Source organism: Chryseobacterium gambrini (assembly GCF_027920505.1).
Lineage (GTDB): Bacteria > Bacteroidota > Bacteroidia > Flavobacteriales > Weeksellaceae > Chryseobacterium > Chryseobacterium gambrini.
Map to the genome: position 1 here is coordinate 3,743,744 of NZ_CP115857.1, position 22,639 is coordinate 3,766,382.

The window sequence follows — 22,639 nt, forward strand, 5'->3', positions numbered from 1 at the left end:
TTTTTTCCTTTAAATTTTTCTGTCCGGATTATAGAATAACTTAAAAAAATCTTAAAATTTACGTGTTTTTAAGACTCCGGATTTCCCCAAATTCATCATCAAGAATAAAAATTAATGCATTTTCCTGATTTTTATCAGTTTTTTAAAAGGAAATTTAGAGTGAAATTTTTTAGTGATAAAATTTAGCTTTATTATATGTATAGAATAAATTTATTTTGAATTATGTTTACAGAATCAGTATTGTTAAAGTCCAACTATTTTTCTAATAGATTTTTATTTCAATCAAATCCTGAAGCATTATTTTGGTTAAATAATGATTAAATTTCTGGTCATATTTTATTAATTTATGAATTAATTTAATCATTTAAAATATTGATTTATAATTATTTATCATATTTTTTGAAATTTTTATTGATCATTTGAATATTAATTATATATTTATCCCGAAAGTATTTCTGCAAATTTTCAGTGTAATTTATGCAATCGATTACACAATGTTTAATAAGTTTTGTTAAAACCGCAAAAATGAATAGTAAAGAAGATGACAAAATCTGAGTTTCGATACGCCCATCATCCCGAAGATGTAAAAAAATATACAACTGAAGACCTGAGAAGGGAGTTTTTAATGAATGATTTATTTAATGAAGATCAGATCAATGTAGTGTATTCTATGTACGACAGAATGATTGTCGGAGGTGCAATGCCGGTAAAAAGCCCATTGAAGCTGGAACCGACAGACGATTTAAAGGCTGAAAATTTCTTAGACAGAAGAGAACTGGGAATCATCAATGTAGGCGCAGCTGGAAAGGTGACTGTTGACGGCGAGGTTTTCGAACTGGGAAATAAAGAAGCTTTATACATCGGAAAAGGAGCAAAAGATGTGGTTTTTGAAAACGGAAACGAAGGACAGACCTTATTCTATTTCAATTCTGCACCCGCTCATCATTCTTATCCTACAAAGAAAATTACAAAGAACGAAGCGGAAATTGTAGAATTGGGCGAAACAAAATACGCAAACAAACGAACAATCAATAAACTGATTGTGAACAGCGTACTGGAAACCTGCCAATTACAGATGGGAATGACGGAACTGCACGAAGGAAGTGTCTGGAACACGATGCCTTCTCACACGCACACCCGAAGAATGGAAGCTTATTTCTATTTCGATCTGGAAGAAGGTCAGGCGGTAAGTCATTTTCTGGGGCAGCCTCATGAAACGCGTCATATCTTTATGAAAAACAACGAAGCCGTACTTTCTCCCGAATGGTCCATTCACTCAGGAGTCGGAACATCCAATTACACCTTCATTTGGGGAATGGCGGGAGAAAACATGGATTATGGCGATATGGATGCTGTAAAAACTAACGAACTCAAGTAATTTTTCCACATGAATTTATTCGATTTATCCGGTAAAGTTGCCGTTGTTACAGGCGGAACTCACGGATTGGGAATGGCAATGGCAGAAGGTCTTGCCGCAGCGGGAGCCGAATTGGCGATCACAAGTACAACACCGAAAAAATTAGACGAAGCTCTGGAATATTATCATTCCAAAGGATACAAAGCAACCGGATATATTTTCGATGTAACCGACGAACGGGAAGCCGCCCAGAAAGTAGCCTTAATGGAAGCTGCTCATGGAAAAATAGACATCCTTGTCAACAATGCAGGAATCATCAAACGCATTCCGGCAATTGATATGGAAGTGGAAGACTTTAGAAAAGTAATCGATGTAGACCTTACCGGACCTTTTATCATGTCCAAATTAGTGGGGAAATACATGATCAAGAGAAAATCCGGAAAAATCATCAACATCTGTTCGATGATGAGTGAGCTGGGACGCGATAACGTCGTTGCATATGCTTCGGCAAAAGGCGGACTTAAAATGCTCACCAAAAATTTAGCAACAGAATGGGCGAAACATAATATTCAGGTAAACGGAATCGGACCCGGATATTTTGCAACGTCGCAGACAGAACCCATAAGAGTGGACGGAAATCCGTTCAACGAATTTATCATCAGCAGAACTCCGGAAGGAAGATGGGGCAACCCGGAAGACCTTGCTGGAACAGCTATTTTCTTAGCTTCAGATGCAAGTAAGTTCATCAACGGACAGATTATCTACGTTGACGGCGGAATTTTAGCAACCATCGGAAAGCCTGCTAATGAATAACAATAGAACTTTAAGAATGAACTCTTTTATTACAGATACCTTTTTATTACAAAATAAATACGCTGAAGAATTATACTTTAACTACGCAGAAAAGCAGCCGATCATTGATTATCATAATCATTTGACTCCTAAAGATATTGCCGAAAACACTGTTTTTGATAATATTTCTAAAGTCTGGATTGCAGGAGATCATTACAAATGGAGAGCGATGCGTACCATGGGTGTGAACGAAAAATTCATTACCGGAGATTCTTCAGATAAAGAAAAATTTGAAGCGTGGGCTAAAACGGTTCCGTATACATTAAGAAATCCTCTGTATCACTGGACGCATTTAGAACTGAAAAGATATTTCGGAATTGATGAATTGCTGAATGAAAACAACGCTTCAGAAATTTATGATAACATCAACGCTCAGTTGCAGACTCCCGAAAAATCAACAAGAGGTTTATTGGAGATGATGAATGTGGAATCTCTGTGTACAACAGAAGATCCAACTGACATTTTGAATTATCATCAGGATTTGGCTAAAAGCAACTGGAAAGTGAAAGTAAGTACAGCGTTCCGTCCCGATAAAGCAATTTTAATTGAAAACCACAACTTTGCAGATTATATTGCCAAATTAGGCGAATCGGCAGGAATTGAAATCAATTCTTACCAGACTTTGTGTGATGCATTATTAAAAAGAATTGAATATTTCCACGAAAACGGATGCAGATTATGCGACCACGGACTGAACAATATTTCTTTTGAAGAAGCTACAGAAGCGGAAGTAAGTGCCATTTTCAATGATAAACTTTCAGGAAAGGTAATCGCTGAAAAGCAGGTGAATCAGTTTAAAACAGCCATTTTACTGTTCTTAGGAGAAGCGTATCACAAATTTGGCTGGGTTCAGCAGTTCCATTTGGGAGCTTTGAGAAACAATAACGAAAGAATGCACAGAATTCTAGGTCCCGATACAGGATGGGATTCTATCGGTGACTTCGTTCAGGCTGAAACTTTGTCTAAATTATTAAACGCTTTAGACGGAAAAGACAAATTAACGAAGACTATTTTATACAATTTAAATCCTGCCGACAACGAAATTTTCGCAACGATGATTGGAAATTTCAACGATGGAAGCATCAAAGGAAAAGTACAGTTCGGGTCAGGATGGTGGTTTTTAGACCAGAAAGACGGAATGATCAAGCAGATGAATGCCCTTTCAAACATGGGATTGATAAGCTGTTTTGTAGGTATGTTAACCGATTCAAGAAGTTTCCTTTCTTTCCCGAGACACGAATATTTCAGAAGAGTGCTTTGTAATCTTTTCGGGGAAGAAATGAAAAACGGCGAACTGCCACAGGATATGGAACACGTTGGAAAAATTATTTCCGATATCTGTTACCATAATGCTAAAAATTATTTTGATTTTTAAATTTAAATAAGAGTAAATCTCTCGCAGATTTTGCAAATTTTGATGATTTAAAATGATCTGCGTCATCTAAATCTGCGGGAGATTCAAAATATTTTAAACCATTAAGGAAGAATTAAGAAGTTAAGTTTTGATTAATATAAAATCAAAGATTTTAATTCAGCAAGAATGCTTAAAGCGAAGCTCACTTAATTTTTCTAAACTCCTTAAATAAATCTTAATGGTTAAAATTAAAAACCTTGCAGATTGAGCAAATTTTGTAGATTTAAAATGATCTGCGTCATCAGCTAAATCTGCGGGAGATTTAAAATATTTTAAACCATTAAGGAGAATTAAGAAGTTAAGTTTTGATTAAGATAAAATCAAAAATTTTAATTCAGCAAGAATACTTAAAGCGAAGCTCACTTAATTTTTCTAAACTCCTTAATAGCATCTTAATGCTTTTAAAAAAAACAATTGAATATCTAAAACTCTTAGTGGTTTTATTTAAGTGAGATAAAAATATACATTGAGTTTAAAAAAGAAAACTTTTGTGCTTTTTGCATTAAAAAATCAAGAGATATTCAAAAAAATTAAGGTTTGTAAAAGTTATGGGTAAAATACTTACTTTCGGCGAAATCATCATGCGGCTTTCCCCTCCCGGAAACAGAACCATGAAGCAGAGCCATGAAATGGAATTTTTCTTCGGCGGAACAGAACTCAATGTCGCTTCTTCATTGGCAACCATGGGATGTGAAGTAAAGCATGTAAGTGCTGTTTCAGACGATTTCGTGGGAGAATCGGCGCTTTCTTTTGTCAAAAGCTTTGGAATTGATACCAATTTTATTTCTAAAAATGAACATCCTTTAGGTTTATATTTCTTAGAAGTAGGATCATCGGTTCGCGCAAGCAGAATTGCGTATAACAGATTAAACGGCTCATTTGCCAACATCGAAGCTGTCAACATCGACTGGAAAAAAGCTTTAGAAGACTGCGATTATTTTCACTGGACAGGAATCAGCCCCGGAATTTCAAAATCTGCGTATGAAAGTCTCAAAGAGGGTTTACATATCGCTCGTGAATTGGGAATTGAGATCACGACAGATCCGGCTTACCGTTCTAACCTTTGGAAATACGGGAAAAACGGAAATGAAGTATTGAAAGAACTGGTTTCTTTATCAACCATTTTCATTGGTGGCGTAAATGAAATCAACGAAATCTTAGGAACTCAGTTTTCATCAGATAAAAACGGATTCTTAGAAGCGTGTGAAGAATTAAAAAAACAATGTCCATCCATTCATAAAGTTTTTGACAAAATAAGAATCGGAGTTACGGCAAGTTCTCAGCAGACGCAGGGAAGAGCCTTACTCAACGGGAATTATTTTGAAACCAAATTTTTAGAAATAGATAATGTAGTCGATAGAATCGGAACAGGAGATGCTTTTGCCGCAGGTTTGATTTATGGATTATTAAATTTTGATGACGAAAAAGCATTGAATTTTGCCAACGCAGCCTGTGCCATCAAACACACGATTTTAGGTGATATCAATTATTGCAGTGCAGAAGATATCCTTGAAGTAATGGCCGGAAATTCCGGAGGGAGAATTAAGAGATAATAGTTTTTAGTTGCTGGTTGGTAGTTTAAGCAACTTATAATCAAAATTAAAACCTTTGTGGTCTTATTTAAGTAAAACGCCTTTGTGAACTTAAAAATATGCATGAAGTTTTAAAAGAAAATCTTTGCGCACTTTGCGTTTAAAACAAAATAGCAAGATAAGATTATTTTCAAATAAAATAATTAAAACAAAATGACAATAATTCAAATCGTTACCAACGCCATCGTTAATCAGGGGATTTTACCGCTGTATTATAATGATGATGAAACGATAACCATAAACATACTGAAATCGCTTTACAAAGCAGGAATTCGGGCAGTAGAATATACAAGCCGCGGAGAATCTGCATTAAGCAATTTTAAAAAAATGATAAAAATCCGCAACGCAGAAATGCCGGAAATGCTTTTAGGAATCGGAACGATTAAAAATCTACAGCAGGCTGAAGAATATTATGAAATCGGAGCAGATTTTTTCATTAGTCCGGGTTTTGTAGCTGAAGTTGCCACATTTTTAATTCCGAAAGACGTATTGTACAGTCCGGGTTGCATGACGCCGACTGAAATCATCACCGCTGAAGCAGCAGGAGTAACATTTATTAAATTATTCCCCGGAAATGCCTTGGGAGCAGGATTTATGAGTGCCATCAAAGATGTGTTTCCCAATCTGAAATTCATGCCGACAGGTGGAGTAGATACCACAAAAGAAAACATTGAAAGCTGGTTTAAAGCCGGAGTTTCTGTGGTAGGAATGGGAAGCAAACTCATCAGCAAAGATCTCATGGCTGCAAAAGATTACGTAACCATTGAAAATGAAACGAAAAAAGTATTGGAAATCATCCAGACTTTAAAGTAATAATGAAAAATAACGCAATACATAGCTTCGCTGAGTGAATAGTTTATGCTGAGCTTGTCGAAGTACCTTTGCGAACTTAAATATACATGAAGTTTAAAAAGAAAATCTTTGCGCTCTCTGCGTTCAAAAAACGCATCATTAAAAATTAAAACAAAAAATAACTAAATTCTAAACAAGTATGAGTTCGGTTAAATCACTTAAACCAAGCGCATTCAGATGGACGATATGCTCGCTACTGTTTATTGCGACGACCATCAATTATCTGGATCGGCAGGTTTTATCATTAACATGGAAAGATTTCATTGCTCCGGAATTTCACTGGAACAATAACGATTACGGAAATATCACTGCGCTGTTCTCCATTTTCTACGCCGTAGGAATGCTTTTCGCAGGGAAGTTTGTCGACTGGATGGATACTAAAAAAGGTTTCCTTTGGGCAATCGGAGTTTGGTCTGTCGGTGCTGTTTTACATGCTTTTTGCGGAATTGCCACTTCAGGAATTCTCACCGGAAACTGGTTTGCAGGTTTCCAGGGATCTAAAGAATTGATTTCTACAGTTTCCAATACTTCTGCGATCATCAGTACAAGTGTTACGTTGTTCATTTTTGCACGTTTCGTTTTGGCAATTGGTGAAGCAGGGAACTTTCCGGCAGCAATTAAAACAACCGCAGAATATTTTCCTAAAAAAGACAGAGCATTTTCTACCAGTATCTGGAATGCAGGAGCAACGGTAGGAGCTTTGGCTGCACCTGTTACAATTCCTTTTATTGCCAAATCGATGGGTTGGGAATGGGCATTTATCATCATTGGTGCTTTGGGATTTGTATGGATGGGACTTTGGATATTTGTATACAAAAAACCTCATCATCATAAAAGAGTTAATGAACACGAATTAACGTATATCAATCAGGATCAGGACGATCTTCCGAATGAAGATACTTCGGTTCCGGAAAAAGTATTTACGTTTAAAGAATGTTTCAGTTACAGACAGACTTGGGCTTTTGCCTTCGGAAAGTTCATGACAGACGGCGTTTGGTGGTTCTTTTTATTCTGGACTCCGGCGTATTTAAGTTCCGTTTACAAAATGGATTCTACTCAAAGTGCTTTGCCATTATTCGTATTGTATATGATTACCTTACTTTCGATAGTCGGAGGTTGGCTTCCCAAATATTTTGTTGAAAAATTAGGAATGAACGCTTACGTAGGAAGAATGAAAGCGATGTTAATCTTCGCATTTTTTCCTTTATTGGCTTTGTTAGCACAACCTTTAGGAACAATTACGTATTGGCTTCCTGTTTTAATTATTGGTATTGCAGGTGCAGCACATCAGGCTTGGTCTGCAAATATTTTCTCGACGGTCGGCGATATGTTTCCTAAAAAAGCAATTGCAACCATTACCGGAATTGGCGGAATGGCAGGTGGAATCGGTTCTTTTTTAATTAATAAATCTTCAGGATTATTATTCGATCACGCACACAAAGCTTGGACAACCGTAGACGGAGTTCCTTTACTGGAAAAATACCCTCAATACATCAACGAAAGATTACCGGATGGATTTTTTGAACAATTGGAAAAATCCGGAGCAATCGTTAAGGACGGAATTGATAAAGGCTACATGATTATTTTCTCAATCTGCGCCGTAGCGTACCTTATTGCCTGGACAGTAATGAAAACACTGGTTCCGAAATATAAAGTCATTAGTAAATAAAACTAAACCTTTAAGGTTTTTAAAACCTTATAGATTTGGCAAAAGCAATATTTAAACAGATTCTTAAGTCCAAATAAAAACTTTGAGATCTTAGCTGAGTGAAGCGCCTTTGCGAACTTAAAAATATACGTGAGATATTAAAAAAATCTTTGCGGACTTTGTGGTCAAAACTCCAAGTCATCGTAAAAAATTGAACCGTTAAGAAATAGATAAGAAGTTAAGAAGAATTAAGAATTTACAAGCAAATTAAATTCAATCTTACGAAATTTATTTCCCTTAACTTTTCTTAAACCCTTAATCAATCATAATGGTTAAAATATATAGAAAGTAAATAAAAACTTTGAGTTCTTTGCTAAGTAGAACGCCTTTGCGAACTTAAAAATATACGTGAGATATTAAAAAAATCTTTGCGGACTTTGTGTTCAAAACTCCAAGTCATCGTAAAAAATTAAACCATTAAGAATAGATAAGAAGTTAAGAAGAATTAAGAATTTACAGGCAAATTAAATTCAATCTTACGAAATTTATTTCCCTTAACTTTCCTTAAACCCTTAATCAATCTTAATGATTAAAATATATAGAAAGTAAATAAAAACTTTGAATCCTTTGCTAAGTAGAACGCCTTTGCGAACTTAAAAATATACATGAGATATTAAAAAAATCTTTGCGGACTTTGCGTTAAAAAAACATCCTGCAGCAAGATTTAGCAGAATTAAAAACGCAATTTAATTCAAATTAGAAAAATGGAAAATCAGATAAAACAAAAATTAAATCGTGAATTAAGCAATACTCAGGAAAAACTTCCCATTAAAATCGTTCAGTTTGGTGGCGGAAATTTCATGCGTGGATTCACAGATTATGTAATTGATAAATTAAATAAAGAAACCGACTGGAAAGGGTGTATTGTCAACTTACAGGCAACGCCAAACGGCTCTATTCAGAAAATGGAAGAGCAGGATAATTTATACACCCTTTTCACGAGAGGAATTAAAAAAGGAAAAATTATTGATGAAAAGCACATCATATCTGCCATTCAGAAATCAATTAATCCTTATACCAATTACGATGATTTTTTAACTTTGGCGAAAGAAGAAGAGCTGGAATTTGTATTTTCCAATACCACGGAAACAGGAATTGCTTTTGATGAAAAGGAAACATCTTACCAAGGTCCGCACAAGAATTTCCCTGCGAAAGTAGCGGTTTTACTTTATGAAAGATTTAAACATTTCAATGGAGCGGCTGATAAAGGATTGAGAATTATTCCCTGCGAATTAATTGAAGACAATGCATTTGTTTTAAGAGATATTATCATCAAATATGCTCAACTCTGGAATTTAGAAGATGCATTTGTGGAGTGGATTCATCAAAACAATTATTTCCATAATACTTTGGTCGACAGAATTGTCCCGGGCTATCCGAAAGACGATGCGGAATCTTACGAAGATCAGCTAGATTATGAAGATCAGATGATGGTTGTTTCAGAAACGTTCTTACTTTTTGTCATTCAGCAAGCCGGAAATTTAAATGACAGAATTCCGTTCAATAAAATCAACGAGCAGATTTTGGTGGTGGATGATATTCAGCCATACCGTTTAAGAAAAGTCAGAATTCTGAATGGCGGTCATACTTTAATGTTGGCTCCGGCAATTTTATCGGGAAAAGAAACAGTTAAAGAATCTGTTGATAACCAATTTATGGGAATGTTCCTGAAGGATGCCATTTTTAATGAAGTGAATCCGACCTTAGGTTTAGATGAAACTGAACTGAAAGAGTTCGCGGAAGAAGTTTTCGACCGTTTCAGAAATCCTTTCATTAAGCATCATTTGGCAAGTATTGCTTTATATTTTGTATCTAAATTTAAAGTAAGAGTATTGCCGAGTTTACTTACCTATGTTGAAAACAACGGAAAATTGCCGGTAAACCTTACCTTTTCGTTGGCAAGTCTCATCAGATTCTATCAGGGAAGTTTCGGCGAAAAAGCGCTTCCTTTAAATGATGAAGAAGGAATCGTTGCTAAATTCAAAGAAATCTGGGCAAACGAAGAATATGAAAAAGTTGCTGAATTAGCGCTTTCTGAAACTTCTTTCTGGGATAGAGACCTTACTCAGATTGAAGGTTTGAAAACAGCGGTGTCAAAAGCATTGTATGAAATCGATCATAATGACATGGAAACTGCGTATAACAATTTTGTAGAATTCAATTCTTAAAAAATCATGCAAAAGAAAGTCCTGAAAGTAAATCCCAAAGACAACGTTATTGTAGCGCTGCTGGATTTATCTGCCGGAGAATCGGTACATCTTGATGGTGCAGAATACACGGTGATAAAAGATATTAAGGCTAAACATAAATTTGCTGCCGTAGATTTTCAAGAAGGAGATCACATCATCATGTATGGTGTCATTGTCGGAAAAGCTAATCAATCCATCAGAAAAGGTGAGGTAATTACAACCGAAAATGTAAAACACCAAAGCGCAAAAGTAGAAGGCAAAACTGAAACTTTAGGCTGGACTCCACCGAATGTGGACCGATGGAAAGACCGTACTTTCATGGGGTACCACCGTGAAGACGGACTGGTGGGAACGGAAAACATCTGGCTGTTTTTTCCTTTGGTATTCTGCGAAAATAAAAATATCGAAACGCTGAAAGATATTTTTGAAAAAGAGCTGTTGCACGAAAAAGCGAGTAAGCATCAGCTTTTATTAAGATCATTATTAAATGGTGGCGAAACCTCCGATACAGCAGTGGAAGAGAAAGAAGACACCAGAGTATTTAAAAATATCGATGTAAGATTCATCACCCATCAAGGCGGTTGTGGCGGAATTCGTCAGGACGCGGAAGCATTGGGAAGGCTGTTTGCAGGATATGTCAACAACCCGAATGTTGCTTATGCTACGGTTCTCAGCTTAGGCTGTCAGAATCTTCAGGTGCAGATTTTTATGGATGCACTTCACGCTTTGGCTCCCGATAATAAGAAACCGATTGTTGTTTACGAACAGCAAAAATCGGGAACCATTGATGAAATGCTGACCGGCGTGATCAAAGATTCTTATGAAGGAATTAAACAGGCTAATAATATCGAAAGAAAACCTGCCTCCATCACAAAGCTGAATATCGGTTTAGAATGTGGCGGTTCAGATGGTTTCTCCGGAATTTCTGCAAATCCTGTTTTGGGTGAAGTTTCAGATATTGTGGCAGCAGTTGGCGGAACAACAATGCTTGCTGAATTCCCTGAATTGTGCGGAGTAGAGCAGGAGTTGGTCAACCGTTGCATCAATGATGAAGACGGTGTGAAATTCCTCCAGTTGATGAAAGATTTTGAAAAATCTGTTGTGGCGGCAGGTTCAGGTTTCGATATGAATCCGTCTCCCGGAAACATCAAAGATGGTTTGATTACTGATGCCATGAAATCCGCGGGAGCAGCTAAAAAGGGTGGTTCTGCTCCGATTGTTGAGGTTCTTGATTTTACAGAATACGCAACAAAACCGGGACTGAATTTGCTTTGTACCCCCGGAAATGACGCCGAATGTACGACTGCTTTAGTCGGTTCCGGAGCAACAGTTGTCCTTTTCACCACAGGTCTCGGAACACCGATGGGAAATCCGATAGCTCCGGTGATTAAAGTTTCTTCAAATACTGTTTTGGCTGAAAAAATGTCTGATATTATCGATTTCAATGCAGGAACGGTCATCAGCGGAGATAAAACAATTCCGGAAGCAGCAGACGAACTGCTCGAATACATCATTAAAGTGGCAAGCGGTGAAGTGAAAACCAAAGCCGACTTACTGAATCAGAATGATTTCATTCCATGGAGACGAGGGGTCTCTTTGTAATGATTTACTTATATTAAATATTAGGGTTGAAAATGCTTTCTGCTTTGTGTGGGGAGCATTTTCTTTTTGGGCGATAGCGCGGATTTGTAATCCGTGCATATTTCCTACTTAAAATAAGTGGCTCTAACATTTTGATAACATTTCATTGAGCGTAAAGTCACGGATTGCAAATCCGCGACATCGGACAAAAAAGAAAGGTATAAGTGATAATATGTAAAAAAATATTCCCATAGCTTCAACAAATAATGAGATGTTTAGGATATGTTTTTGATGTATAGTCTGCAAACCAATAATGCGGATCGTTGCAAAGGGAAAATTCTACTTCATCTTCATCTAAGTTTTTATGTTTTACTATAAATTTTTCACCTAATGTAACGCAGACCGAATGGGGATCTGGATAATCTTCCATAACATCTACAATTCTGTTTCCCGCTTTTATCTCTGCATCCAAAATAGTTTGCATTGAAGGTGGCAATTTTTCTAGCAACAACAACTGGAGAATAAATTCGGCATCTAATTTTCGTATGAGCCTTTTAATGTCAAAATCTTTTTCAGAGTATTTCATAAAAATTGTATTTATTCTTCATCATCATTCTTATACTTATTACATTTCATTTCTTCGATAGCGCGGATTTGCAATCCGTGCTTTTTTTTATCAAGTCACGGATTGCAAATCCGCGACATCTGGTTTTCAAAATCCGCGAAATTGAAAACTAAACTTTGTACTTAATCTTCAGAATTTGCAAACTTGTGTTTTCTGCACTATGAATTTTTGATAAACTCTAGAAATTTTTTTGCAAATTCTGTTATTGACATCATTCCAAATGGCTTGTAGTCAAATTTTCCAAAACCAGAATCTATTAATAAACCTAATGAATAAAGTTTTTGCTTTGAATACAAAAATTCCGCATCATTAATACCATAGAATTCTGCTGTTCTGTAAATATTTACACTTTTATTCTGTTCGCTAATTGCTCTAATTGCGTTTTTAGTAGCATTATATTTTATGACTGCATTATCCCAATCATTGGCAAATCCTTTTTCTCTTAATTCATATTCATTTTGAACATTTTTTTCTAACTCAGGTAGTAATTTTTCATATAAATTCTTTGTATCATATCTTTTATCAAATTTATTATCAAATAATTGATGATTTTTTAATATAGACATATCAATTTCACTCAAATTACTTATCAAATCAAGATATATTTCAGAATTTTCATAATCTAAATTTTCATTAAGGCTGTTTGTTAAAATATCTCTGAAATGCCTTAGCTTTTGTTCGGATTTTGTTTCTGCAACACGCTTTAATATTGCTTCGAATAAATCACTAAAGTCTTCGCTTTGTATTTTTTCAATATTTATTTCAGAGTTATTACCAAAATAATCAGACAATAATTCTGTAAATTTATTTAATCTATTTTGCTTGATTCTACCACGATATTCAAAAAGAGCTTCTGACAATAATTGTCCCACATAAGGAATGTTTGATAAGCCAATTTTTAATAATGATATTCCCACTTCGTTTTTATCTATATGATTATTCATAATATTGCAAATAATATTTGTTTTACATAATCTCTGGATTACAATTTACTGCATAATGTTTATTTTTCGATAGCGCGGATTTGCAATCCATGCTTTTTTTATAGCAAGTCACGGATTACAAATCCGCGACATCTGGTATATTTTAATAGCTTTGCATTGAGCGTAAAGTCACGGATTGCAAATCCGCGACATCGGAAAACATCGGAACATTTAATGTATTTAGAGTTGATTCTATCTCATATTGTAATTAAGATTATTTCCTGTAAAACGATACGGATTAATATTATTATAATAATTTATTAAAATCTGCTCAATACATTCAGCCTTAAACACTCTTCCTATTTCTATATCATTTCCTACTCTTCCCGCATAAACTCCTAAAAATCTACTAATAGAATCCGTACCAGTCATCATTTCTCCTCCTATGCTTGCAAACTTATTTCTAACGCAATAAACTGGTGAACCACTCATTCCTTCTCTAGTTGAGGCATCAATTAAAAACATTGGTTTGTTATCATGATTGAGTTCGAATTCACTAGCTATGTGACCTATTTTCCATATTGGGAATTTTCCTGCTGTACTAATACCTTTTGGAAATCCGACAATACTACAAGTGTCGGTAATATCCATATCTATATTATCAACTATATTGCCTTCCCACATGTTATAAATATCTATATCAATGTAATTTTCAAGTTTTATTGCAACAACATCTATTTCTTGTCCTTTTGGGTGCTCAATATAAAATATTCTACCATTCTCATCTCTTAATCGAATCGTCTTTATCATCCATTCATTAAGACTACCTCTTTTAAGAAAGTGTATATCCATTCTTTCAGGATCAACAACACCGTTTGTCGATAATTGTTCATTTGTTTCAGGATTTCTTCCTGTGACACAATGCCAATTTGTAATTAAAAAATTATCACCATTATTAGTTTTTACAGTAAATCCTGTTCCAATTGCTGCTCGGGTATCACTATTTTCAAAAAGATATAATTCAATAAATACTGAGCATTTTGTTAAGTGATTCATATTTTAGTTTTTTCAAATATACAAAATCCCCCCCCCGATGTCGCGGATTTGCAATCCGTGACTACAACGCACAACAAATCATCCCATAAAAACCACAAAAACATCCAAAGGATTATCGAAGTCTGCATAATTTCGTGCACTACTGAAGTAATAATGCTCAGGTTCTGTCACAATTTTCTGTTTCACAGGATTTTGGTGAATATAATTTATTTTTTCTTTAATCCATTTGTTAGAAAAAACTTCCTCGGCATGATATCCATCTTGCCAAACTTTGAATTTTTGTTCCCGAGATAAATGTTCGCAGGATTTTTTAAAATAATCCAGCATCCATTCTTTTCTGCTTTCAGTTTCAGACTGTATGGTTTCAATGATTTTTTTTGAAGTAAATTTTTTAAAATCACGCATGATTTCAGATAATGTATATTTCCCATCAGCTCTGCAAAATAAATGAAGATGGTTTGACATTAAGCAGTAGGCAAAAATAGAAAGTCCTTTTTGAGCCTGACAATATTTTAAAGATTCTATAATGACCATTTTTTGTGATAATCTGGTAAATACATCAACCCATCCGACGGTAGTAATTGTGATAAAGTAAGCCTGATCAATATCTAAAGCTTTGTATTTTGTAGACATTTGTGTTTTTGTTTAAATGTACAAAATATTTTTTTCGATAGCGCAGATTTGATAGTGTGGATTTGTAATTTGATAGCGGGGGTTTGATAGCATGGATTTGATAGCGCGGATTTGTAATCCGTGCTTAAAACATAGATAGTGTAGTTCACGGATTACAAATCCGCGACATCGTTCACGTTCCAAAACTCAAATTTGCCGTTCCTAGCCCCTCTCGATACGTAAAATATACATACTGACACGTCCCACGAAAGTACCGACACATTCTTCAAAGGTTTCGATACGTTACCCAACCTATCCCGACACGTTACTCAAACATCCATTGAGGTTATTGATATCTTCAGCGAGGTAATGTAAGTCTTAGAATAGATCATGCAAACTATCCGGACAGGTAAAAGATAGATTTGGATAGATAAAAGACCCCTCCGAATCTTTTGTGAAGGTATCTAAGAGGGTAGATGATGTCGTGCGACTATTCAATGACGTATCGAGGTGATTAAATGACCGCTCTGAATCTTTACTGAACGTATGCAGAACAGTAAGTAACGCCTTGACATCATTAAAAAGCGTGTCGGAACAGGTAAAAGATTAAGGCAAAGCATAAAAATACCCCTCCTTAGAATTGGGAGGGGTAATCTGTGTGTTACTGTTTACTTTTTCTCTTCAGGCGGAGCGCTGGAAGTTGAATTTTTCACGAAGAACTGTTTCAGATTTTTGTACTTGTCTTCAAATCCCGGTGCTGAGGTTCCCGCTTTGTAGGTGGTGTACGAATAATCCACCAAAGCCGACTGATAATTGTCGTAATCATGCAGCGTTTTGGAATTTTTAAGTCTCGTAATAATACTTTCAAGCCTGCTGATCATCATTTCCATATTGTTTCGGGAGGTATGATCTCTGTTGAATTCGTCCCAGTCGACTTCGGGAGAACTCAGGTTGGGCTGACTGCTGTTGTAGTCGTAAACTTTGTTCACAAAGAGCTTGTTTTGCTCGTTAATGCTTCCGTAACGTTTACGGTCTTCAGCGGAAAGATTAAAATTAATTTCAGCAAGCGCTGTTTCCAATGCCGTGATGGCATCCTGTGCCGCAGTGATCTTTGCACTGCTCAAATGAACGGAGTTCAGATTCGTTAATCCCATCATTTTTGATTTTAAAGGTTAATACTGTTTATATAAAATCGTGTGTTTTTTTAATGAAAACGAATGTAGTAAAAATTTTTATTCAGACACTAAATTTGTTTATAATAATTATTTGAAAAGTCTTCCTGCTTCTGGAGGGAGCATTTTCTTTTTTGATCAGGCTGAAAACTTTGTATATTTAAAATTCTTACTAATTAGAAATTTATGATATTCAAGGGCATAAATGGTCAAAATGTGGAATTTCGATTAATTTCGTTCGATCCCAAAGAGTTTGAACTTATGACTGGTATTAAACTTGAGGACGATTATGAGCCGTATGATGTAGGTTTTAATCTGATAATTGGGAATAGAGATATGCTAGCAAGTATACTTATTTCTGATGTTATAAAGATTGTTGACTGGTTCGAAGACCTTTTAAATAACAAAGATGTTGATTTAAAGCTTTCCGTTTATCACGGTCAATTAAGTTTTGATTTGTTAAAAAATGATTTTATTAAAAAGATTATTAGAATAACAAACGATGGTTCAGTACCCATTCCCGGTGTTGGAGCATATTCAGGGAATTTGAATGAAATTTTAAAAGCATACTTTGTTGATTGTGAAATGGATGGAAAAGAACTGGAAACAATTATAATGGATTTAAAAAAAGAATTGTATCATTCGTTAAATAGGAATTAGACTAGTTCAGAAATTTTACAGACCAATTATTTTAAGTATTAGCGTTGAAATGATTTCTGCTTCCGCGGAGAGCATTATCTTTTCGTTCATAATCTTTAAAATTTCGGTTTTATATAAAACACTTGTAAGTGATTTAAAAATTTTATACCTTAGTAATCAGCAAATTAAAAATATTCATTATGAAAAATCTAAAAAAATTAAAAAGAAGCCAGCTCGTACTTATCAGCGGCGGCGACGTTGCTTACGCAGTCTGCGACCTGGATGGAAACTGTCCACCCACTGTAGGATCTTATTACTGTAACGATGGTATATGCTACAGAGTAACCGGCGGAGGTGGAGGCGGCGGCGGATGGTGTAATGAACCTATTCGTCTTTGCCAGGAATGGGAAACAGGTTGCGGATGTGTTTACTAGCAAATCTTTGGTAAAAGTAAAGCGGTTTTTTCAACCGCTTTTTTTTGTTTTTAGAATATTAATCAAAAGATGAGGTGTACATTTATCCCTACAAGTTTAGAATACATATAACGTTTTGTAAACCATAATTTACTATTTATTAAACAACTTATCAAAAACCCATTTCTACATATATTTCTGAAAATTTTATTTACTTTTGCCCCCAATAAAATTAATTACCATGATAACACGAAAACTATTTGTATCATTATTAATAACTTTTGGTCTTAGTCTGAATGCACAGATGAAGTTGAATGAGAGTAAGTACAACAAATTTATTAAAGGAGAAAAATATTCTGAAGCATTAGCTTACCTAAAAGAAAAAGGCGGTGTAAACAATTCTAATTATTGGTTTACCAAAGATGCAAAACAATTAGCTACATTCTGCTTTGATCCTAATTTTGATGATAATAAGTACGATATTATTATTAATTATGTAAATAATTGTTTCAAAGGTATGGATAATCAGGAAAGGGGTTCTTATGATGTTGCCAATTGCTATCTGATAAAAACAAATTATTATTTGTGGAAAAATGATTATCAGAATGCAGCATTAGCTTACAAAGAATCTTTGGAAAGACTGGATAAGTTTAAGAAGGAAAATGACATTAATCCTGAGTACATTAAAATGGTAAAGAGTGTTATCGACAGGTATTATTTCAATCAGATAGAAACTCATAAAATGGAACAGATTATACGAAATTTTGATGTGAGTTCTTTAAATTTTTCTGAAGAGCAGGCATTTAAGGCAAGGCAGGAAATTAAAAAAATACTAACTGAGTATGACAAGCCCCGTAAAGTTCATTTTATTGATTATGAGAATAATTCTACCATTAATAAAGGCTTATCTGATTATTATTTTACGATGGGAGATTTTTTCAACAATTATTTTAAAGTTGATTTTTTCTATAACATGCCTAAGAAAGTTAAAAATCAATACTTTCCTACGATCAATGTAAATTATCTTTTGGATGACGAAAAATTTAAAACCAAAGAAGAAGAAACACAGCAGACAGAGCAGAGAAAGGCAGCGCTAATTAAAAAATATGGAAAAACTTTTGGAGAGGCTGTTTTCAACAGTAAAATTATTATTGGCATGACAAAAGCTATGCTGGAAGAAGGATTTAATAAGCCAAGAAGCATAGATGTTTCTGAGTATAGCGAGTATTGGACGTGGTCTGATGTGATGATAAGTATTGATAAAAAGACGCAAAAAGTAACTCATATAACGGATTTGAGATAAACTAAGAAGACTGTTCCAAAAGGACAGTCTTTTTTTATAATTTATTTTGAGGTAGTTAACAACTAAGATTTGATCAATTAAAATACTGAAGGTCTTTGAGATACTAAGCTGCTATTTACGATTTAAGGAGAAAATAATTTAACTATTAAAAAATATAAAATCAATTTTTAGAAAAAAATTACTCACTAATCTTTCTGACATATAACAAAGGTTTTCGTCTTTGGGATTTTCTTTTTCAAATTTAATATTGAGAGTATTTTCGAGTTGGCTGATTATAGTTTTAGAATCATTCATATTTTTCAATTAAATAAGGGCTGTTTTTACGCAATATAAAGCATTTCCATCATATTGAAAATCATTTTGTAAATGTTTTCTGATGAAAATGAACAGGAGAATATTTTAGAAAAAGATAAGAAATTACTTTCTCTTCGAAGACTTTCGGATATGAAGCTGAGGAGCCAGTACTACTTTTTTCTCGATGGAAACACCAAAGCTGTTTTCCTTTACACTTTCGATAAAAACCTGTCCTGCCATTTTCCCCATCGTTACCGGAGTCTGGTCTACAGAACTCATCGGAAGCTCCATAAACTGGGTGAAAGGTTCATTGGAAAAGCCAATTACGGCAACTTCCTGAGGAATTTTGATGCTTCTTTTCTTAAGTTCCTGACAGGCTCCCAAAGCAGCAAAATCACTGGACGAAAAAATAGCATCGGGAACAGATTTTCTTTCCCACAACTTTTTAATAGCATCGATTCCGGCATCAATAGAACTTCCTGTAGAAATAATATTTTCCTCTTTTACAGAAAAATGATGGTCGATGAGTGCCTGTTTATAGCCATTAAGACGGTTGCGGTAAATCTCAAGATTTAGATCTCCCGAAAAATGACAGATGTTTTTGTAACCTTCGCTGATGAGGTGTTCCGTAGCAATATAACCACCCCGGTAATCATCAATCGTAACCGTACTTATTCCCGGAATATCCTTTTTACGGTCGAAAAATATGATCGGCGTATTTGAAGTATCTAAAATATTCTGGATATGCTCCGTTTCAACAGTTGTTCTGGAAACTGACATGAAAATACCGTCAACCTGCGCATTAAGAAGCGTATTCAGATGTTTTTTTTCAATGGTCACATCTTCATGGCTCTGGCAGATAATCACATGATAACCAAAAGGCGAAAGTTCCTCTTCAATGCCGCGTATAACAGAAGAAAAAAAGTTGGTATTGATATACGGAACAATAATTCCCACATTCTTCGTTTCACCGCTTTTTAAGGCTTTGGCAAGATTGTTCTGCTTATAGTTCATTTCTTTGGCAGTTTTTCTTACCAGTTCCTTCGTTGCCTCACTTATTCTCGGATGATCGTTTAATGCTCTGGAAACCGTTGCCACACTTACATTTAGCTTTTTCGAAATATCGTATATCGTGGCACTTTTTTTATTCATAAAAACTTTTTTCAGGATGATGATGTACTTCAAAACGAAATACGTTATTGAGGTAAATTTAATCAAATTATGGAGATTAAAAAGCAATTGAAATGGATTTTATGAAAGACATAACAGGCTTGTGAAAACGTTTTCTCAGGATTGATTTTAAATAATTGATTCTGTTTGTATTAATTGCTCTTTGGTGAAGAGTAAATCAGCGTTTACGGCAGATTTTTTTCTGTATTTTATGCTTATAATTTTCGTGATGTATGTTCCGTTTCAGTGGTTTTGTGTTATTTTTGGGCATGAGCAACAGAAATCGTGGAAAAAATACAGGAGACGATGCTTTATTCGGTTCCGCAAAACAGCTTGAGAAGATGAAATCGGCAGTTCAGGATATGCAGTATTTATTAAGCCGGAATTATGCTGAAAAAGCTTCGTCGGAACTGGTGGGAAATCATTACCGCCTCAAAACAAGACAGATTCAGGCAGTTCGTGGAGCTTCCGCTTCAGAAACTCAGCTTCAGAACAGAAAATCTAAACAACTCGAAATTTCTGAATTGAAAACCAAAACAATATATCTTGATGGCTTCAATGTCCTGATTTTACTGGAAAGCCTTCTTTCCGGAGCTTATATTTTCGAAGGAACGGATGGCTGTTTCCGAGATCTTTCCGGTGTTTTCGGAACATACAAAAGAGTAAATCAGACGCAGAAGGCCATTGAACTCGTTGCTTCTTTTTTGCATAAATCTCATGCAGAAAAGCTGATCTGGATTTTCGATAAACCAGTGTCAAACAGCGGAAGAATTAAACAGATGATCATGGATTTTGCCATTGAAAATAACCTCAACTGGAACGTTGAACTGGAATTTAATCCCGATAAATTTTTAGCAGAAAATGCCGAAATCCTCGTCACTTCTGATGCATGGATTCTGGATCACTGCAAAAGCTGGTTCAATCTCATCGGATATTTAATTCAGGAAGAAAACCTTTCGGCTAATGTTATCAAAATGTGTTGATTTAAACACAAAGGCCATATATAAAACACAAATGGCACAAATAAAAACATTAAAAAACACAAATAATTTATTGTGCTATCTGTGAAAACATTAGTGTTATTCGAGTTTAAGTAAACACAAATTGCACAAATATTAACACTAAAAGCACAGATAATTTATTGTGATATTTGCGGAAACATTAGTGCTATTCGTGTTTAAAGAACATAAGTCGCATAAATAATTTATTGTGATATTTGTGAAAGACATTAGCGTTATTCGTGTTTTAAAAATAAAAACCATGCAATCATTTCAAAAATATACATCATTGTTTTCTGCAGAATGGAAAGAAAAATATCACGCCATTCTAGCCGAAGAACATCTTGAAAATTTACAGGAAAACATTCAGAAATTTAAAAATCAGGCTTTAGATTGGGATCTGCCCTATTTTAATGAAGAAATTAAAATCGACCGTGATGAAAGTTTTAAATTATTCATCTCTGTTTTAGAATCTGAAAATTCAGATCAAAACAAAGCAAAACAATTGGAAGAAATTCCTTTCGAACATTGGCTGAATATTTTAGGACAACGCCTCACTTCGGCAAGCCTTCGTGATGAAAATGCAATTCCGCCTTTAAAAAGTTTACTGATCGAAGCCTGCGAAAAGCCTTTCAACAGCGAAATTACCATTGCGCAGAGAGCGTGGGAAAAACACGTCGGTCGGCTGAATGACGATTTCTGGGGCGAAGTAAAAGGAAATAATCAGCAGAAACAGCAAAAAGTGATGGAGAAAATCAATTACATTCTCGACCACACCACATGGTGGAATGTTTTCTTTCATTACAAACACGAACTGGTTTTTGAGGTCAGGGAAAAAGAAGGTCACGGAATCCGATGGAGCCACGGCGGAAAACATTTGATCGGCTTTCTGGAGTTTTTTATTAATGACGAAAATTCTTTACAATAAGTTTTTGAATCATTTAATATGTCATTAAGTCTCTTACTATAAACCTTAAAATCAAAATGATTTAATCTTAACTGAACTTATCTATTTAAAATTGAATATCCGTTATTTATCATACTTAAATTTTAACCACGAAGAGCACCAAAGGTTTCACAAGGAACACAATAGTTGTGAGCTTTGTGGATAACCTTAGTGTACGTTGTGGTAAAAAAATAATGATTACAGCAAACAACAAAATCAGAATGATTTAATCTTAACTGAACTTATCTATTTAAAATTGAATATCCGTTATTTATCATACTTAAATTTTAACCACGAAGAGCACCAAAGGTTTCACAAGGAACACAATAGTTGTGAGCTTTGTGGATAACCTTAGTGTACGTTGTGGTAAAAAAATAATGATTACAGCAAACAACAAAATCAGAATGATTTAATCTTAACTGAACTTATCTATTTAAAATTGAATATCCGTTATTTATCATACTTGAATTTTAACCACGAAGAACACCAAAGGATTCACAAGGAACACAATAGTTGTGAGCTTTGTGGATAACCTTAGTGTACGTTGTGGTAAAAAAATAATGATTACAGCAAACAACAAAATCAGAATGATTTAATCTTAACTAAACTTATCTATTTAAAATTGAATATCCGTTATTTATCATACTTGAATTTTAACCACGAAGAACACCAAAGGTTTCACAGGGAACACAATAGTTGTGAGCTTTGTGTATAACCTTAGTGTACGTTGTGGTAAAAAAAATAATGATTACAGCAAACAACAAAATCAGAATGATTTAATCTTAACTGAACTTATCTATTTAAAATTGAATATCCGTTATTTATCATACTTGAATTTTAACCACGAAGAACACCAAAGGTTTCCACAAGGAACACAATAGTTGTGAGCTTTGTGTATAACCTTAGTGTACGTTGTGGTAAAAAAAATAATGATTACAGCAAA

Annotated in this window: 19 protein-coding genes; 13 read left to right on the top strand and 6 right to left on the bottom strand. The window is 34.7% G+C overall.

The genetic code is table 11. From position 1 onward, the window contains the following. The first annotated feature begins 541 nt into the window (after window positions 1–541). The 8 genes from kduI to PFY09_RS17190 all read left to right on the top strand — a co-directional run bounded on the left by kduI (window position 542) and on the right by PFY09_RS17190 (window position 11,566). On the top strand, window positions 542–1,378 hold the full coding sequence (gene kduI, locus PFY09_RS17155; protein ID WP_271160503.1) for a 5-dehydro-4-deoxy-D-glucuronate isomerase: 837 nt from the start codon (window positions 542–544) through the stop codon (window positions 1,376–1,378). 9 nt (window positions 1,379–1,387) lie between these two features. Beyond that, a complete protein-coding gene (locus PFY09_RS17160) occupies window positions 1,388–2,170 on the top strand; it encodes a gluconate 5-dehydrogenase (protein ID WP_271160504.1) in 783 nt (260 codons plus the stop codon). Between the two features lie 16 nt (window positions 2,171–2,186). Further along, entirely contained in the window at window positions 2,187–3,584 is a 1,398-nt protein-coding gene (uxaC, locus tag PFY09_RS17165) for a glucuronate isomerase (RefSeq protein WP_271160505.1), read from the top strand. Between the two features lie 587 nt (window positions 3,585–4,171). Then, on the top strand, window positions 4,172–5,176 hold the full coding sequence (locus PFY09_RS17170) for a sugar kinase (protein WP_271160506.1): 1,005 nt from the start codon (window positions 4,172–4,174) through the stop codon (window positions 5,174–5,176). Window positions 5,177–5,368: 192 nt separating this feature from the next. Further along, window positions 5,369–6,028 carry a beta/alpha barrel domain-containing protein gene (locus tag PFY09_RS17175; RefSeq protein WP_271160507.1) on the top strand — a complete coding sequence of 220 codons (660 nt, stop codon included), beginning with the start codon at window positions 5,369–5,371 and terminating at the stop codon, window positions 6,026–6,028. A gap of 178 nt (window positions 6,029–6,206) precedes the next feature. Then, window positions 6,207–7,736, top strand: coding sequence for an MFS transporter (locus tag PFY09_RS17180; RefSeq protein ID WP_271160508.1), 1,530 nt, complete (start codon window positions 6,207–6,209; stop codon window positions 7,734–7,736). Window positions 7,737–8,479: 743 nt separating this feature from the next. Then, on the top strand, window positions 8,480–9,943 hold the full coding sequence (locus tag PFY09_RS17185; protein ID WP_271160509.1) for a tagaturonate reductase: 1,464 nt from the start codon (window positions 8,480–8,482) through the stop codon (window positions 9,941–9,943). A 6-nt stretch (window positions 9,944–9,949) separates the two neighbouring features. Next, window positions 9,950–11,566 (top strand): UxaA family hydrolase, encoded by a 1,617-nt coding sequence (locus PFY09_RS17190; protein WP_271160510.1) that lies wholly within the window; start codon window positions 9,950–9,952, stop codon window positions 11,564–11,566. A 235-nt stretch (window positions 11,567–11,801) separates the two neighbouring features. On the opposite strand, the gene PFY09_RS17195 is transcribed toward PFY09_RS17190, so the two are convergent. From PFY09_RS17195 to PFY09_RS17215, 5 genes are all read right to left on the bottom strand, one after another. Beyond that, a complete protein-coding gene (locus PFY09_RS17195; protein ID WP_076392866.1) occupies window positions 11,802–12,131 on the bottom strand; it encodes a hypothetical protein in 330 nt (109 codons plus the stop codon). Window positions 12,132–12,328: 197 nt separating this feature from the next. Further along, on the bottom strand, window positions 12,329–13,114 hold the full coding sequence (locus PFY09_RS17200; protein ID WP_271160511.1) for a hypothetical protein: 786 nt from the start codon (window positions 13,112–13,114) through the stop codon (window positions 12,329–12,331). A gap of 231 nt (window positions 13,115–13,345) precedes the next feature. Next, a complete protein-coding gene (locus PFY09_RS17205) occupies window positions 13,346–14,149 on the bottom strand; it encodes a S1 family peptidase (protein WP_271160512.1) in 804 nt (267 codons plus the stop codon). Between the two features lie 78 nt (window positions 14,150–14,227). Further along, window positions 14,228–14,782, bottom strand: a complete 555-nt coding sequence (locus PFY09_RS17210; protein WP_271160513.1) for an REP-associated tyrosine transposase — start codon at window positions 14,780–14,782, stop codon at window positions 14,228–14,230. A 647-nt stretch (window positions 14,783–15,429) separates the two neighbouring features. Then, complete coding sequence (locus tag PFY09_RS17215) at window positions 15,430–15,915, bottom strand: hypothetical protein (protein ID WP_271160514.1); 486 nt, start codon at window positions 15,913–15,915, stop codon at window positions 15,430–15,432. 204 nt (window positions 15,916–16,119) lie between these two features. Here PFY09_RS17215 and PFY09_RS17220 point away from each other — a divergent pair, with 204 nt between their 5' ends. From PFY09_RS17220 to PFY09_RS17230, 3 genes are all read left to right on the top strand, one after another. After that, window positions 16,120–16,593, top strand: a complete 474-nt coding sequence (locus tag PFY09_RS17220) for a WapI family immunity protein (protein ID WP_271160515.1) — start codon at window positions 16,120–16,122, stop codon at window positions 16,591–16,593. Between the two features lie 179 nt (window positions 16,594–16,772). Continuing rightward, complete coding sequence (locus PFY09_RS17225; RefSeq protein WP_076392864.1) at window positions 16,773–17,006, top strand: hypothetical protein; 234 nt, start codon at window positions 16,773–16,775, stop codon at window positions 17,004–17,006. A gap of 220 nt (window positions 17,007–17,226) precedes the next feature. Further along, window positions 17,227–18,288, top strand: coding sequence for a hypothetical protein (locus PFY09_RS17230; protein WP_271160516.1), 1,062 nt, complete (start codon window positions 17,227–17,229; stop codon window positions 18,286–18,288). 417 nt (window positions 18,289–18,705) lie between these two features. On the opposite strand, the gene PFY09_RS17235 is transcribed toward PFY09_RS17230, so the two are convergent. Then, window positions 18,706–19,734, bottom strand: coding sequence for a LacI family DNA-binding transcriptional regulator (locus tag PFY09_RS17235; RefSeq protein WP_256038094.1), 1,029 nt, complete (start codon window positions 19,732–19,734; stop codon window positions 18,706–18,708). Between the two features lie 287 nt (window positions 19,735–20,021). On the opposite strand from PFY09_RS17235, the gene PFY09_RS17240 reads away from it, so the two are divergent. Both PFY09_RS17240 and PFY09_RS17245 read left to right on the top strand, forming a co-directional pair. Continuing rightward, window positions 20,022–20,735 (top strand): DUF434 domain-containing protein, encoded by a 714-nt coding sequence (locus PFY09_RS17240; protein WP_271160517.1) that lies wholly within the window; start codon window positions 20,022–20,024, stop codon window positions 20,733–20,735. 277 nt (window positions 20,736–21,012) lie between these two features. Next, window positions 21,013–21,678: a hypothetical protein gene (locus PFY09_RS17245; RefSeq protein WP_271160518.1), complete on the top strand. Its 666-nt coding sequence runs from the start codon at window positions 21,013–21,015 to the stop codon at window positions 21,676–21,678. Window positions 21,679–22,639: the final 961 nt, after the last annotated feature.